Annotated in this window: 11 protein-coding genes and 1 pseudogene; 6 read left to right on the forward strand and 6 right to left on the reverse strand. The window is 68.5% G+C overall.

The window, feature by feature from the left end; genetic code table 11:
* On the reverse strand, positions 1-337 hold a 337-nt coding region (locus tag R6V09_RS26665; RefSeq protein WP_317883967.1), incomplete at its 3' end, for an SCO3374 family protein.
* Positions 338-779: 442 nt separating this feature from the next.
* On the opposite strand from R6V09_RS26665, the gene R6V09_RS26670 reads away from it, so the two are divergent.
* Entirely contained in the window at positions 780-3,305 is a 2,526-nt protein-coding gene (locus R6V09_RS26670) for an ATP-dependent Clp protease ATP-binding subunit (protein WP_317883968.1), read from the forward strand.
* A 96-nt stretch (positions 3,306-3,401) separates the two neighbouring features.
* Here the strand turns inward: R6V09_RS26670 and R6V09_RS26675 are convergent, their stop codons facing one another.
* The 3 genes from R6V09_RS26675 to R6V09_RS26685 form a co-directional block, all read right to left on the reverse strand.
* Complete coding sequence (locus R6V09_RS26675; protein ID WP_317883969.1) at positions 3,402-6,287, reverse strand: NACHT domain-containing protein; 2,886 nt, start codon at positions 6,285-6,287, stop codon at positions 3,402-3,404.
* A gap of 57 nt (positions 6,288-6,344) precedes the next feature.
* Positions 6,345-6,959 (reverse strand): HAD family acid phosphatase, encoded by a 615-nt coding sequence (locus R6V09_RS26680; protein ID WP_317883970.1) that lies wholly within the window; start codon positions 6,957-6,959, stop codon positions 6,345-6,347.
* Positions 6,960-7,078: 119 nt separating this feature from the next.
* Positions 7,079-10,246: an NACHT domain-containing protein gene (locus R6V09_RS26685; RefSeq protein ID WP_317883971.1), complete on the reverse strand. Its 3,168-nt coding sequence runs from the start codon at positions 10,244-10,246 to the stop codon at positions 7,079-7,081.
* Positions 10,247-10,647: 401 nt separating this feature from the next.
* On the opposite strand from R6V09_RS26685, the gene R6V09_RS26690 reads away from it, so the two are divergent.
* Positions 10,648-11,229, forward strand: coding sequence for a M23 family metallopeptidase (locus R6V09_RS26690; protein ID WP_317883972.1), 582 nt, complete (start codon positions 10,648-10,650; stop codon positions 11,227-11,229).
* 7 nt (positions 11,230-11,236) lie between these two features.
* Here R6V09_RS26690 and R6V09_RS26695 read toward each other — a convergent pair whose 3' ends face one another.
* Positions 11,237-11,833, reverse strand: coding sequence for a TetR/AcrR family transcriptional regulator (locus tag R6V09_RS26695; protein WP_317883973.1), 597 nt, complete (start codon positions 11,831-11,833; stop codon positions 11,237-11,239).
* A 128-nt stretch (positions 11,834-11,961) separates the two neighbouring features.
* On the opposite strand from R6V09_RS26695, the gene R6V09_RS26700 reads away from it, so the two are divergent.
* From R6V09_RS26700 to R6V09_RS26715, 4 genes are all read left to right on the forward strand, one after another.
* Positions 11,962-13,554, forward strand: coding sequence for an MDR family MFS transporter (locus tag R6V09_RS26700; protein WP_317883974.1), 1,593 nt, complete (start codon positions 11,962-11,964; stop codon positions 13,552-13,554).
* Positions 13,555-13,831: 277 nt separating this feature from the next.
* Positions 13,832-14,311, forward strand: coding sequence for a helix-turn-helix transcriptional regulator (locus R6V09_RS26705; protein WP_317883977.1), 480 nt, complete (start codon positions 13,832-13,834; stop codon positions 14,309-14,311).
* Complete coding sequence (locus R6V09_RS26710; protein WP_317883975.1) at positions 14,308-14,742, forward strand: VOC family protein; 435 nt, start codon at positions 14,308-14,310, stop codon at positions 14,740-14,742. The genes R6V09_RS26705 and R6V09_RS26710 overlap by 4 nt, the downstream gene beginning before the upstream one ends.
* Positions 14,739-15,596: a class I SAM-dependent methyltransferase gene (locus R6V09_RS26715; protein WP_317883976.1), complete on the forward strand. Its 858-nt coding sequence runs from the start codon at positions 14,739-14,741 to the stop codon at positions 15,594-15,596. The genes R6V09_RS26710 and R6V09_RS26715 overlap by 4 nt, the downstream gene beginning before the upstream one ends.
* Before the next feature lie 30 nt (positions 15,597-15,626).
* On the opposite strand, the pseudogene R6V09_RS26720 reads toward R6V09_RS26715, so the two are convergent.
* Positions 15,627-15,764: pseudogene (locus R6V09_RS26720) on the reverse strand (two-component system sensor histidine kinase CseC); the annotation flags it as partial.

A 15,764-nucleotide genomic window follows, 5' to 3' on the forward strand; every position in this document is an offset into this window, starting at 1 on the left:
CGAGCGCCACCAGATCCAGCGCCGGCGCCAGAGTGCCCCACTCCAGCCAGTCCAGCAGCCCCGGCAGTTCCTCCGCGCTGCCCGCGGCCACCAGCAGCCGCATCCGGTCGCCCCGTACGGCCACCGGAGAGTCCGGCCCCAGCCGCCACAGCGCCGCGACACCGGCCTCGACCGGCACGTCCAGGACGTCGAAACGCAGCCCCGTGACGAGCCGCAGCGGCTCTCCGGGCACCGTCCGCCACCCGAGTTCGTTCTCGTACCAGTGCCGCCGGTCGTCCGGATCGAGCGGGCGACGGGGAGAGGGGACCGTGGTGACCGGGGGGACTGTGCCAACCATGCCAAGTGCAACCGCCGAACCGGCCCGAGAGTTACGCTGGGTGGTCCGGTGATTGCGCACGGTGCCGGAAAAGGGGGCGTTCGGGGGTGTCGGGCCGCGCAAGGTTGTTCGCCCGTAGCGGAGGGAACCGGTGCGCTCGGCATGGAGTGTCAGTCCGTACGGGTAAGACAATCCCTAGTGGGAGGGGGCGACACGCAGAAAAGGGCGTCTCACGTTCGCCATCGGCGTACTCATGGTGAGGGTAACTGCCTGGCCTGCGGGAACATCGTCTCGCACCATCAGGTTGGAGCAGATGTCGGCGTTCGGGTTCAGGAGGCAGTGTTGGATCTCGGTCCGGTGTCGGCAGTTGGAATGAGCGGTCCCCGCTTGCGGGACTAAGCTGCGGAAGGACAGGGAGGGGAGCGTCCCCTTACTGCCTGACCGCTCTGAGGAGCGATTAACGATGTTCGAGAGGTTCACCGACCGCGCGCGGCGGGTTGTCGTCCTGGCTCAGGAAGAAGCCCGGATGCTCAACCACAACTACATCGGCACCGAGCACATCCTCCTGGGCCTGATCCACGAGGGTGAGGGTGTCGCCGCAAAGGCCCTGGAGAGCCTCGGCATTTCGCTTGAGGCGGTCCGCCAGCAGGTTGAGGAGATCATCGGACAGGGCCAGCAGGCGCCGTCCGGTCACATCCCCTTCACTCCCCGTGCCAAGAAGGTCCTGGAGCTGTCGCTCCGCGAGGCCCTTCAGCTGGGCCACAACTACATCGGCACGGAGCACATCCTGCTCGGCCTGATCCGTGAGGGCGAGGGCGTCGCCGCCCAGGTCCTGGTCAAGCTGGGCGCTGATCTCAACCGTGTGCGGCAGCAGGTGATCCAGCTGCTCTCCGGTTACCAGGGCAAGGAGACCGCCACCGCCGGCGGCCCTGCGGAGGGCACCCCCTCGACGTCCCTGGTCCTCGACCAGTTCGGCCGGAACCTCACCCAGGCCGCTCGTGAGTCCAAGCTCGACCCGGTCATCGGGCGCGAGAAGGAGATCGAGCGGGTCATGCAGGTGCTGTCCCGCCGCACCAAGAACAACCCGGTCCTGATCGGTGAGCCCGGCGTCGGCAAGACCGCCGTCGTCGAAGGTCTCGCGCAGGCCATCGTCAAGGGCGAGGTGCCCGAGACCCTCAAGGACAAGCACCTCTACACCCTGGACCTCGGCGCGCTGGTCGCCGGCTCCCGCTACCGCGGTGACTTCGAGGAGCGCCTGAAGAAGGTCCTCAAGGAGATCCGCACCCGCGGCGACATCATCCTGTTCATCGACGAGCTGCACACGCTGGTCGGTGCGGGTGCCGCCGAGGGCGCCATCGACGCCGCTTCGATCCTGAAGCCGATGCTGGCCCGCGGTGAGCTGCAGACCATCGGCGCCACCACGCTGGACGAGTACCGCAAGCACCTGGAGAAGGACGCCGCTCTTGAGCGCCGCTTCCAGCCCATCCAGGTCGCGGAACCGTCCCTGCCGCACACCATCGAGATCCTCAAGGGTCTGCGCGACCGCTACGAGGCCCATCACCGTGTCTCCATCACGGACGAGGCGCTCGTGCAGGCCGCCACGCTGGCCGACCGGTACATCTCGGACCGCTTCCTGCCGGACAAGGCGATCGACCTGATCGACGAGGCCGGCTCCCGGATGCGCATCCGCCGGATGACCGCGCCGCCGGACCTGCGCGAGTTCGACGAGAAGATCGCCGGCGTCCGCCGCGACAAGGAGTCCGCGATCGACTCGCAGGACTTCGAGAAGGCCGCGTCCCTCCGCGACAAGGAGAAGCAGCTCCTGGCCGCCAAGGCCAAGCGGGAGAAGGAGTGGAAGGCCGGCGACATGGACGTCGTCGCCGAGGTCGACGGCGAGCTGATCGCCGAGGTCCTCGCGACCGCCACCGGCATTCCGGTCTTCAAGCTGACCGAGGAGGAGTCCTCGCGTCTGCTGCGCATGGAGGACGAGCTCCACAAGCGGGTCATCGGCCAGAAGGACGCCGTCAAGGCGCTCTCGAAGGCGATCCGTCGTACGCGTGCGGGCCTCAAGGACCCGAAGCGCCCTGGTGGTTCGTTCATCTTCGCCGGCCCGTCCGGTGTCGGTAAGACCGAACTCTCCAAGGCCCTCGCCGAGTTCCTCTTCGGTGACGAGGACGCGCTGATCTCCCTCGACATGTCGGAGTTCAGCGAGAAGCACACGGTGTCGCGGCTCTTCGGTTCGCCCCCCGGATACGTGGGCTACGAAGAGGGCGGCCAGCTGACGGAGAAGGTCCGCCGCAAGCCGTTCTCGGTCGTCCTCTTCGACGAGGTCGAGAAGGCGCACCCGGACATCTTCAACTCGCTGCTGCAGATCCTGGAGGACGGTCGCCTGACCGACTCCCAGGGCCGGGTCGTGGACTTCAAGAACACGGTCATCATCATGACGACCAACCTCGGCACGCGGGACATCTCCAAGGGCTTCAACCTCGGCTTCGCGGCCACGGGTGACACGAAGTCCAACTACGAGCGCATGAAGAACAAGGTCTCGGACGAGCTCAAGCAGCACTTCCGCCCCGAGTTCCTCAACCGCGTGGACGACGTGGTCGTCTTCCCGCAGCTCACCCAGGAGGACATCCTCAAGATCGTCGACCTGATGATCGGCAAGGTGGACGAGCGCCTCAAGGACCGGGACATGGGCATCGAGCTCTCCCAGGCCGCCAAGGAGCTCCTCTCCAAGAAGGGTTACGACCCGGTGCTGGGCGCGCGTCCGCTGCGTCGCACGATCCAGCGCGAGATCGAGGACACGCTCTCGGAGAAGATCCTCTTCGGCGAGTTGCGTCCCGGTCACATCGTGGTCGTCGACGTGGAGGGTGAAGGCGAGGCCAAGACCTTCACCTTCCGGGGTGAGGAGAAGTCGGCACTGCCGGACGTTCCGCCGATCGAGCAGGCGGCCGGTGGGGCTGGGCCCAATCTGAGCAAGGAGGCGTAGCCCTTCGGGGATGCGTCTGGCCTGGGGGCCGCGCCGGGACTTCGGTTCCGGGGCGGCCCCTTTGGCGGTGTGCGGGGCAGTGCCGTCCGGCACGCTCTACATCGGCACGATGAGGGTGTCGGGGAGTTCCGGCATGGTGCTCAGCGATTCGCTGAACAGTTCCTCGTCGAGCTGGAGTTCCGTCAAAGCCGGGAGGGAGGCCACTTCCTGCCAGTCGGCGGCGGTCAGCGGGCGGTCGGACTCACCGAGTCTGAGAGTCGTGAGTGTGGGCCATCGGTCGAGCCCGCGCAGACCGGTGGCCTGCATCGTTGCCGGTCCCAGATACAGGTATTCCAAAGGCGATTCGACGGGCAGGCAGTCGGCGAGGCTGTCGCTCGGAAGTGTGTGATCGACGACCAGCCAGGTTAACGAACGAAGTTCTCGTAGCCCGGTGACGCCTCCGATCTCGTACAACCCCAGTTCGGCAATGGGGAGTTCCGACATTGGTGCGAGGCACTCGACTCCGGGACAGCGCTGAAGCCACAGACGGTTCAGGGAAGAGAAGGGCGACAACTCTCCCAGATCGGCGAGGCGGGGATTGTTGACCACACTCAGAGTTTCGACCCCGGCCGGATCAACCACGGCATCAAGGATCTCGGCCACGGACCGGGAGCCGACGCACGTGACACTCCGCCAAGGGCGCGTCAGGCTGAGCGCCGCGTACTTCTCATCGCTGTCGCACCTGATGAAGAGGTCCGCCCGGTCCAGGTGGTCGAGCACCTCGACCGCGTAGTCACGGATGTCGAACCGGCTCCACGTGCCCACGAGTTGGCGCCGCACTTCGAGATCGGGGTGCTCCCGGAACCGCCGCAGCACCGAGAGGGCCGCCTCCGGCTCCTCCGTACCGAGCAGCGAAGCGGTGACGGTGACCGCGAGGGCCTCCTCGCCCGACAGCCCGGCCGGACCCGGCAGCAACTCCAGCACCAGTGGACCCGCCTGCGTCAGCGCATGCGCCCCCTCCGTCGTGCGCGGGGGAATCAGCGTGGCAGCCCGGGCCTCGACCTCCGCCCGCACCCCCGGATCCAACGCCGTCGCGTGCTCCAGGCACGCCAGGGCGAGCAGTGTCAGCCGGGGCTCGTCCAGGGACAGCAACTGCCGTAGCAGTACGACCCGTTCGCGCGGCCTGGCATGGGCGACGGCCATGCGGATGACGTCCTCCCACTGGGTGTCGCCCGCACGGGAGATCAGCACGTCGAGGTGCCCCTCCTCCACCGCGTACCGCGCGCCCAGGTAGTCCTGGAAGGTGCGGTGCACGAAGTCCAGGACGTCTGCGGTGGGTTGGCGCAGCAGGCCGCTTCTCAGGAGCAGGGTGCGCAGGACCGTCCCCGCGTCGCCCTGTCCCGCCGCCGAGGCGACCGTGGGCAGGCACCGCTCCACGATGCCCTCGGCCGTCTCGATGTCCATCTCGGTGCGGCCGCTCAACACCAGGGCGTACGCGAGGCGTTGGAGGATCTCCAGCTGGGCCTCCTCGCTCAGCTCCGCCCCCTCCAGTGCCCCCATGCCCCGCTCGCGGTCCCGGCGGGTCAGCAGCATCGTCAGGGCGGCGTCGTACAACTCCTTGCGGCCCGTGGGGAGATAGCCCCGGCGTTCGTGGTGCAGGGCGCAGATCAGGCCGCACATGAGGGGGTTCGTGGCGAGGCGGGCCAAGTCCCGTTTCGTGTGCAGGGAGTCCAGGAGTGGGCCCTCGTACTCCGGGGCGTCCGCCGCCTTGTGCCAGCGTTCGACGAAGGTCTTGACCTCGGGGCGGCGCATCGGGGCCAGGGTCAGTTCGTGGAAGCCCTCGGAGGCCAGCCAGTCGGGGCGTACCGCGGTGGGGCGGGAGGTCAGGAGCCAGCGGTTGCCGGGGAAGGCGCGGATCAGGGCGAGGAGCCAGTCGCGGGTGCGGTGGCGGTCGGCGGAGGGGATCTCGTCCAGGCCGTCGACCAGGATCAGGCCCCGGCCGGCGGTCAGGACGCGTTCGGTCCAGCCCTCGGGCGGGGAGTGGGGGCAGTCGGTCACCGTCAGGAAGGCCGCGGGGGAGGGGAGTCGGCCGGTGCGGAGCAGGGTGCGCAGGGGGAGGACGTACGGGATGCGGTCGCCGTCCCCGGCCGCCGTCACCGCCAGCCACTGCACCAGGGTCGTCTTGCCGGAGCCCGCGTCGCCGCGCAGCAGGACCCGGTCGTGGGTCGACAGGGCTTCCTCGGCGGGGAGTTGGCGGTCGTAGCGGGCGCCCGGGTGCTCCTCGGACAGGGGGCGTTCCTCCGTCGCCTCCAGGCTGAGGTACGCCACTTCGAGGGGCCAGCGGTCCGGGGAGTCGCGGAGATCGATGCCGTAGATGGTGATGTGGTTGTGGTGTTCGGCGACGTAGGACAGGTAGCGGCGTTCGAAGGCGCGGTCCTGGGTGCCCGGGCGTGGGCTGCGGGCGATCAACTCGTCGATCCTGGCCGTGAGTTCGGCTTGGGAGCGGGTCTGTTCGACGAGGGTGCGGGCCACGAAGGTGGAGCGGCGGGTGAAGAACTCCAGGATCTGGAGGGCGGCCCACTCCGTCGCCGAGTCGAGGAAGTAGCAGGCGTCGGTGGTGAGTCCGTCGGGTGCCGGGGCCTGGCGGCGGAGCTGTTCGGCGAGTTCGCGGTGGCCCAGTCGTACGGCTTGTACGTCGTCCATGTCCAGGTCGCCGAGGGCGAGCAGGCGGCGGGCCAACGCGTCGGCCACGGCGGTCTGTTCGGCGGAGGGGAAGGGGTGCTCGCCGGGGGAGTCCATCGCCTGCTGGACGAGGTGCTCGGCGAGTCTGCGGACGTCCTTCTCGCCCAGCACCCGTTTCTCGCCCCGGAAGGACACCAGTTCCTTGAGCCGGACCGGTCTGTCGACCAGGCCCGCGCCGGGGCCGTCGGCCACGAACAGTCTCTTCAGCAGCGGTGCGATCAGGCTTGACGCCAGTTTGCCGCCGAGTACCGCGGGCTCCATCCGCCACCCCCGTAGCCGTTGGGAAACGGATGGAGCCTATCGATGATCCGGTGGTGACTACGACAACTGGCCGTCGTAGTCCGGCAGTTTGAAGGTCTTCTCGGCGTGGCCGCCCGACAGGTCGGTGGCGCTGTTGCCGATGTTCGCGATGATCGTGTAGCCCTTGGACTCGATGTCGGCGCGCTGGGCGGTCTTGTAGGCGGCGACGTCCTTGAAGAGGTCGAGGAGGCCGCGGACGTAGAGGCCGTCGACGTCGTAGCCGTCGTGTTCGAGGTTGTACTCGGTCGGCAGGTAGATGATGCCGGGGCGGGCCGTGACGAAGAACAGTGAAACGCCGTGCTCCTGGGCGTACTTGGCGACCGCGAGCACCGGTTTGTTGGCGGGCTGCGGCCAGCTGAAGCCGAAGTCGGTCTCCAGGGTGGTGTTGTCGATGTCGAAGACGATCGCCTGCTTCTCACCGGGCTTCGTGGCCGCGATGCGCTGCTTCAGATAGGGCAGGGCCTGGTTCATGACCGTCTGGCAGTCGGTCTGCCAGGTGGCGTAGTCGACCGTGGCGGTCGCGGTGGCCGTGCTCGTCGTCGCGGCCTCGGCGGGGACGGTCAGCGCCGCGAGGGCGGCTGCGGTCACGGCGGCGATGGCGGTACGGCGGGCCCAGGGGCGTCGTCTCGTCATGGGGGTCGGGGGTTCCTCTCACGTCTGTGCGGTGCCTGGTGCGGAAGGCATGCTCGCGGGCGCGGGTGGCGTGAGGGGAACCGTAAGGTTACTGGACGGTAGGTGTATAGGGGCGTGCGTCACATCAGCCGGATCGTGTGCGGAACCTGGTCCGCGTTGAGGATGCGGCAGGCGGGTGAGGTGGTGACGCGGCGGAGGGTGGGGTGGGCGGCGAGGGGGGCCAGGTTGACCAGATGGGCGACGACGTGCAGCGAGGTCATCGTCGGGAATGCGGTGACGACCGCCCGTAGGTCCGGGGTTTCCCGCGCGGGGGTCAGGGAGACGATCTGCACCTGTTTCAGGGAAGCGCCGCTGGAGGCGAGGCCGGCGAGTTCGGCGGGGTTCAGACTGAGGAGCCGCAGCCCTTCCAGGCTCGCGATGGCCTGCCAGTCCTCGTGGGTGAGTGGTTCGTCGAGATCCAGTCCGAGCTGACGCAGTCGCGGGAAAGCCGTGAGCGCGTCGAGGCCGTGGGCGTTCCACGGGAGGAAAAGGCATTCGAGCGGAGCCTCGGGCGGGATGACGTCGATCCCGGGCCACTCCGTCCGCGTGTGCAGGTTGAGCATGGTGAGCCGGGTGAGTTCGCGGAGCGGGCTCAGGTCCCGGACGCCCGGCAGATCGACCAGCACCAGCCTCCGCAGGGGCGTGTGCGCGAGCGGGGAGAGAGAGGCGAGTCTCGGGCAGTCGTCGAGACAGAGCACGCGAAGGTGCTCGTAGCGCTTCAGGAAGTTCAGGTCCGTGACCGCGGTGTTGTACCGCACGGCGAGACTTTCCAGTCGTCGCTCGTCCAGGGCCGCCACGATCCCGGTACTGCTGAAGTTGCCGTGCAGTTCTACGTTGCTGTGTCCGCCCAGGCGGCCCAGCGCCGCCAGTTCTTCGGGCGAACGGACCACGATGGGTGTGTCCGACGCTTTGAGCAGATACTGAATGATTTCGTTCGCATAGGTCTCGGTGTCGAACTTGTCCCAGTGGAAGCCCAGTTGGTCCCGGACCAGCGTGCTGTCGTAGTCCCGGTACCGGGCCAGATACGGCAACGCGGAGTCCTCGCCGATCAGGCAGGCGGTGAGAACGACATGGGCCGCGGCCTGGTCGTCGGCCACGTCCTCCGGCTCCGGCAGCAGCTCCAGGACCATGGGTCCCAACTCGGCGAGTTCCTCCGCCTCGTACTGACTGCGCGGTGGAATCAGCTCCCCCGCGCGCCGCTCGATCTCCGTCCGCACCACCGGATTCAGCTTCGCCGCATGCTCCAGACACGCCATGGCGAGCAGATGGAGCCGTCCCCGATACGGGTCCTCGCGGTCCCCCCTGTTCATCAACCCCTTGAGAATCAGCGCCCGTTCATCCGGGCGGCCGTGCGCCACGGCCATCCGGACGACGTCCTCCCACTGATCCAGGTGGGCATGCTTGACCAGCGCGTTGAAGTCCCGTTCCTCCACCGCCGCCCGTGCCCCCAGGTAGTCCTGGAACGTGCGGTGGACGAAGTCCACGGCTCCCGCGGCCGGTTCGCGCAACAGGCCGGAGCGGACCAGGAGTTGGCGCAGGATCTCCTCCGCCGAGCCCAGGGCGGCGACATGCGGCATCAAAGGCAGCAGGCGTTCTATCTGGTTGAGGGCGTCCCTGTGGTTCATTTCGGCGCGGCCGTTGCGGATGAGCCAGTACGCGAGGCGTTGGAGCAGCTGGACCTGGGTCTCCTCGTCGAGGTCCACGGTCAACTCGCGTTCGCGGTCCCGGCGTTCGAGGAGCATGGAGAGCGCGGCGTCGTAGAGGGCCTTGCGGCCCCGGGGCAGGAAGCCGCGGCGTTCGCGGTGCAGGGCGCAGATCAGGGCGCACATCAACGGGTTGGTGGCGAGGCGGCCGAGGTCCTGCTTGGTGCGGGTCGCGGCGAGCAGCGCGTCGGCCATCGCCGCTCCGGCGCCCGCCGCCTCGTGCCAGCGGCGGACGAAGACCGCGATGTTGTCGCGGCTCATGGGGGACAGGGTCAGTTCGGTGAAGGCCTCGGCGCCCAGCCATTCGGTCCGTACGGCGGAGGGGCGCGAGGTGACCAGCCACAGGTTGCCCGGGAACGCGGTGAGGAGGTCGGTCAGCCAGAGCCGGGTGCGGGCGCGTTCCTGCTCGGGGACCTCGTCGATGCCGTCCACCAGGAGGAGTCCGCGCCCCGCCGTCAGCACGCGGTCGACCCAGCCGGCCGGCTGGGAGCCGGCGAGCGGGCAGCTCACCGCGCGCAGGAAGTCGTCGGCGACGGGCAACTGGGCGCCGCCCCGGGTGAGGGTCCGCAGCGGGAGGACGAACGGCAACCGGCCCATCAGGTGGGCGAGTTGACCGGTGAGCCGGTCCTGACGGGCGGTGGTTACGGCGAGCCACTGGACGAGTGTGGTCTTGCCGGAACCCGCGACACCGCGCAGCATGACCCGCTCATGGTCGGCCAGTGCCTGCTCGACGGGTTGCGGGGCGGGCGGCATCCGGCGTTCGGGGAGCGTGGCCCCCGGGTCCCCGGCGACCGGGAGTGCCCCGTTCGGCACCGGCGCCCGGTACTCGGCGTCCCGCGTTGCCTCCAGGCTCAGGTACGCGGTGTCCAGCGGCCAGTCGCGGGACTCGTTGAGATCGATGCCGTAGATGGTCAGGTTGCTGTGCTTCGCCGCGATGTACCGCGTGTACCGCTCCTCGAAGTCGGCGTCCTGCGTCCTGGGGGACGGCAGACGTTCGACGAGGAGGTCGGTGCGGGCCGTCAGCCGGTCCAGCTGACGGCACTGCTCGACGAGGGTGCGGGCGACAAAGGCCGACCGCTGGGTGAAGAAGTGCAGGATGTGCAGGCAGGCGCTGTCCAGGAGCTGGGTGTAGAGGGACACGGAGGCCGTGCTGAGGTGTCGTGGAGGATCCTCGGCTCCTGCTTGTGCGGACAGCCTGGAGGCCAGTTTTTCATGGCCCAGGCGTACGGCCTGTACGTCGTCCAGGTCCAGGTCGCCCAGGGCGCGCAGGGTGTGTTCGAGGGCGTCGGACACCGCCTCCAGTTCTGCTGTGTCCAGGGGCGCCTCGCGTGTTTCGTGGGCCGCGCGGTCCACCAGTTCGCGGACGAGTCGGCGTAACTCCTTCTCGCCCAGGGTCCGCTTCTCGCCCTTGAAGGAGACCAGCGCGGACAGCCGCACCGGCCGTTCCACCAGACCGGCCCCCGGCCCCTCGGACACGAACAGCCTGCGTACCAGTGGGGCGACGAGGCCGGAGGCCAGCTTCGTGCCGAGTACTGACGGGTCCATGCGTCGTTCCCCCCGAAACCGATGCCGGCGACGATGCCGAAATCGCGCGTCCAGGGTAGTGCCGGTCACATTCCCCGGACCGGCGATCGCCTCGTCCGGTGACAAGCCGCACAGGCGATTCGGACCCTACTAGGGGAGGTAGTGGCACGACCCGGAAAGGGCAAAAGGGATTTTTTGTGCGGAAGTTGTGGAACCGGATGACCGATTCTGCCGTCCAGGGGGTGATTCATGACGAATGGGCGCTCTGTCAAGGAGTCGGAAGTTTTGCGGTGAAGTACTAGCTTCCGTCGTAGAACAGCTGTTTGGGGGTCCGTGGGGGCGCGGGTTACCAATGGACGTGTCATCCGGTGGCCGTCCGTGCGCCGGGTGGCTTTTCTGTCCCCGTCCCCCGTGAGGTTCCGATGTTCCAGCGCTCCACGTCCCGCTCTTCCCGTACGTCAAAGCTCCGTACCCGGGTGGCCGTCCTGGCCGTCGGACTGGGAGCCACCGCCGTGCTGGGCACCGGGGTCGCGAGCGCCGCCACCGGGAGCGTCGCGCCGAAGACGGTCAGCGCCAAGACCGCCGCCTCCTGGGTCGACCCGGTGAAGAAGTACACGCTCTCCGCGAGCTTCGCCCAGGCCGGCAGCATGTGGCAGTCCACCCACAGCGGGCAGGACTTCGCCGTGGCCAGCGGTACCGGCGTCGTCGCCGCGCACGGCGGCACCGTCGTCAAGGCCGGCGGCAACGGCGCCGGCGACGGGGCCGCGTACGGCAACGCCATCGTCATCAAGCACGGCAACGGCACCTACTCGCAGTACGCCCACCTCTCGCGCATCGACGTGAAGGTCGGCCAGGTCGTCAGCACCGGCCAGCACATCGCCCTGTCCGGCAACACCGGCAACTCCAGCGGCCCGCACCTGCACTTCGAGATCCGTACGACCGCGAACTACGGCTCCGCCATAGACCCGGTCGCCTTCCTGCGCGGCAAGGGCGTGACCGTCTGAGCCGCCTCTAGTGGGCCTTTGTGCCCGCGTGAGCCTGCGTGATCATGTCGGTGGCGACCTCCAGGACGGCCTTGCGCTTGTCCTCGGGGTCGCCTTCGAGGTCCTGCACGGCGAACATGCCGGCGTGCAGCGTGAAGATCGCGCTGAGCGAGCGGACCTGGTCGACCAGGCCGGCGTCCGGGTCGATGACGATCTCCCGCAGGCCGCGCATGCGGTCCTTGAAGCGTTCACCGATGCGCAGGTCCCGTACCTGCGCCTGGTTCTCCTGCATGAAGCGGAACAGCGGGGTCGCGCCGTCGAGCGCGACGGCGTAGCGCCGTACGATCTCCTGCTTGGTCTCCAGGGTGTGCGGCTGGTCGCGGCCCCACTCGATCAGGTCCTCGATCGGCTTCGTGAGGTCCTCGAAGATGCTGACCAGGATCTCTTCCTTGGTCTTGAAGTGGTAGTAGAGCGCCGCCTTCGTGACATCCAGGTGCTCGGCGATCTCGCGCAGCGAGGTCTTCTCGTAGCCCTGCTCGGCGAAGAGTTCGAGCGCGACGTCCTGGATGCGCTGGCGGGTGTCTCCGCGACGTTGCCGCTTGGTGCCGTCCATGGTGCCGCCCATCCGTCTCATGCTCCAGCAAACTTACTTGACGCCCGGCTAGTTGCGGGTCTACTTTCCCTGAGTGTAGTCAACTAGCCGGGCGGCAAGTAAGTAGCCGGACGGTGGCGGTGTCAAGGGGAGTGGGAAAGATGGCGGACACACAGACGGCCGGGACCGGGCCGGGGGAAACCGAGAAACAGCCGAAGAGCGTGCGGGTCGTCCTGCTCGCCCTGATGATCACCATGATGCTCGCGATGCTCGACAACATGATCGTGGGCACGGCCATGCCGACGATCGTCGGTGAGCTGGGCGGGCTGGAGCACCTGTCCTGGGTCGTGACCGCGTACACGCTCGCGACCGCCAGCTCGACTCCCCTGTGGGGCAAGCTCGGCGACATGTACGGGCGCAAGGGCGCCTTCATGACCTCGATCGTGATCTTCCTGGTCGGCTCCGCGCTCAGCGGCATGGCACAGAACATGGGGCAGCTGATCGGTTTCCGGGCCATCCAGGGTCTCGGCGCCGGCGGTCTGATGGTCGGCGTCATGGCGATCATCGGCGACCTCATCCCGCCGCGTGAGCGGGGCAAGTACCAGGGCATGATGGCCGGCGTCATGGCGCTCGCGATGATCGGCGGACCGCTGGTCGGCGGCACCATCACCGACAACTGGGGCTGGCGCTGGTCCTTCTACATCAACCTCCCGCTCGGTGTGATCGCGCTGGCCGCGATCAGTGCCGTACTGCACCTGCCGAAGAAGCGCTCGCAGGCGCGGATCGACTACCTCGGCGCCGGACTGCTGACCGTCGGCATCACCTCGATCGTGCTCGTCACCACGTGGGGCGGCTCGCAGTACGCCTGGACCTCCGTGCGGATCATGGAGCTGATCGCCCTCGGTGTGGCCGCGCTCGTCGGGTTCGTGTTCTGGCAGACCAAGGCCGTCGAGCCGGTCGTGCCGCTGCACATCTTCCGCAGCCGCAACTTCAGCCTGATGGCGGTCATCGGCTTCATCACCGGCTTCGTGATGTTCGGCGCGACCCTGTTCCTGCCGCTCTACCAGCAGTCCGTGCAGGGCGCGTCCGCGACCAACTCGGGTCTGCTGCTCCTGCCGATGCTCGGCGCGATGCTCGTGACCTCGATGGTGGCGGGGCGGGTGACCACCAACACCGGCAAGTACAAGGTGTTCCCGGTCGCCGGCAGCGTTCTGATGGGCGTCGGCCTGTACCTGCTCTCCACGATGGACGTCGACACGACCCGGCTCATGTCCGGTGTGTACATGGCCGTCGTCGGTCTCGGCATGGGCTGCCTGATGCAGATCACCATGCTGGTCGCGCAGAACAGCGTCGAGATGAAGGACATGGGCGTCGCGTCCTCCACGAGCACGCTGTCCCGGACGCTCGGCTCGTCGTTCGGTGTCGCCATCATGGGCGCGCTGTTCAACAACCGGGTCCAGGACGTCATGAGCCAGCGGGCCGGGGCGCTGGGCTCCAAGATCACCGAGAGCTCCGCGACGCTGGACGCGAAGAGCCTGGCGAAGCTGCCGGCGGTGGCCCGCGAGGCGTACCAGCACGCGGTGTCGGCCGGTGTCCACTCCGCGTTCCTGCTGGGGGCTGTGGTGACGGTGCTCGCGCTGGTGGCGGCGGTGTTCGTGAAGGAGGTTCCGCTCAAGGGGGCGGGGTCGGCTGCGCCTAAGCCTGGCGAGGGTGCGGAGGCGGTGGCGCCGGCGTCGATCGTCGAGGCCGTCTGATCCGCCGGCAGTGAGCTGAAGGTCCCCCGGTAGGTGTCCGCCTCGGGGGGCCTTCTTCGTTTTTCTCGCCCCCGCCGCCCCTACCCGTCCCATCACTGGGGGCTGCCGCCCCCAGACCCCCGCTTCGGCCTGAACGGCCTCGTCCTCAAACGCCGGACGGGCTGGAGGATGCCGGCCGGTGTCGACAAGTTCCGGAGTGAGCTGGGTTGAGTGGGCCGGTGTCCACAAGCCTCGGTCGTTGTCAGTGGGGCGTGCCACCATCGGTGGCATGGACAAAATGCGGCAGTTGCGTCTTGCCAAGGACGCCATGGACCGCGACTGGGCCGAGCCGGAGCTCGATCTGGGCGTGGTGGCCGCGCATGCCGGATATTCGCGGTACCACTTCATCCGGGCCTTCAAGGAGGCCTACGGCGAGACCCCGGGGCAGTATCTGATCCATCGCCGTATCGAGCGGGCCGAGGAGATGCTCCGCTGCGCCGACCTCTCGGTCACGGAGATCTGCCATCTCGTCGGCTTCAGCAGCCTCGGTACCTTTTCGGCGCGGTTCAAGACGCGGACCGGGCTGACGCCGAGTGAGTACCGGACCAAGCATGTGGGACGTGGGGCCGCGCTCATTCCCGGGTGCTACGCGATGCTCTGGGCCGGCGGTTTCCCCTCCGCAACTTCGAAGAAGCGTGCCGCCGCCCGCCCTGCCTACGGTGAGGAACAGGAAGCCACCTCGATCTCGACCTCGTCCGACAGGAGAGCGGAGCCATGATCCAAGGGCTGGGCATCACCACCGTGTGGACCTTCGACCAACAGCGCACCAAGGCCTTCTTCACCGAGAAACTGGACTTCGAGGTCCGGGACGACATCTCCATGGGCGACATGAAGTGGGTCACCGTGGGCGCCAAGAACCAGCCGGGCGTCGCGCTCACCCTGATGAGCCTCGACGGTCCGGGCCTCGACCCCGAGTCCGCCGAGGCGCTGAAGAAGCTGGTCGGCAAGGGGGTGTTGGGGGCAGGGGCGTTCACCACTGACGACTGCCGCGGTGACTACGCGACCTTCAAGGCGCGCGGCGTCGAGTTCATCCAGGAGCCCAAGGAGCGGCCGTACGGCGTCGAGGCGATCTTCCGCGACGACAGCGGCAACTGGTACTCGCTGACCGAGCGCCGCGAGGAGCTCGACTTCTCCAAGGACTTCGGGTGAGCGGGGAGCGGGTGGCGGAGGTCGAGCCGGATCACACGGCGGTGCGGGTCGCCCTGTGGCGGGCGCTGCACGTCCAGGCGGACGCTCCGCCGCATGTCATCGAGGACGAGATCGGGCTGCGGCTCGTGGACCCCGGGGACGACTGGCGGGAGCGTCCCGACATGGACGTCGAGGCCACGCGCCGGATCCGCGCGTCGATCGTGGCGCGGGCCCGCTTCGTCGAGGACGTGGTGGTGGAGCAGGCGGGGAGGGGCGTGGACCAGTACGTCGTGCTCGGGGCCGGACTCGACACCTTCGCTCAGCGGCGGCCCGAACTGGGCGCGAAACTCCGGGTGTTCGAGGTCGAACGGCCCGGCACACAGGCCTGGAAGCGGCGGCGGCTGGCGGAGCTCGGGTACGACGTGCCGGACTGGCTGCGGTTCGTGCCGGTGGACTTCGAGGGCGACTGGTGGGGGCAGCTGGCCGCCGCCGGGCTCGACACCGGGCGGCCCGCCGTGGTGGCCGCGACCGGCGTCATCATGTATCTCACCCTGGACGCGATCACTGTCCTGTTCCGGCTCGTCGCCGGGCTCGCCCCTGGCTCCACCCTGGTGACGACGTTCCTGCGGCCGGTCGACGACGTGGAGCCGGAGCAGCGCGCGCAGTTGGAGGTGGCGGTGCGGGGGGCTCGTGCCGCCGGCACGCCGTTCCTGAGCTTCTTCACCCCGGAGCAGGTGCTGGCGCTGGGGCGGAAGTGCGGGTTCCGGGAGGTGCGGCATGTGTCGGCCGCGGATCTCGCCGAGCGGTACTTCGTCGGCAGGGGAGACGGGGTGGGGCCGTCCCGGGGGGAGGAGGTCATGGTGGCCAGTACCTGAGGGGTGTGACCGACTCCCGCCCGAAAGGGGCTACGGCAGCAAGGGATAGCTGCCCGTGCTCGTCGGTGCGTGTTCCGGCAGCCACAGCACGGCGACCGCGCCCTCCGCCGGGATGTGGTCCGGCGCGCCCGCGGGGCGGACGTTGCGGAATGTCAGCCGGGCGCCGAG

Origin of the sequence: Streptomyces sp. W16 (assembly GCF_033194735.1) — a bacterium.
GTDB lineage: Bacteria > Actinomycetota > Actinomycetes > Streptomycetales > Streptomycetaceae > Streptomyces.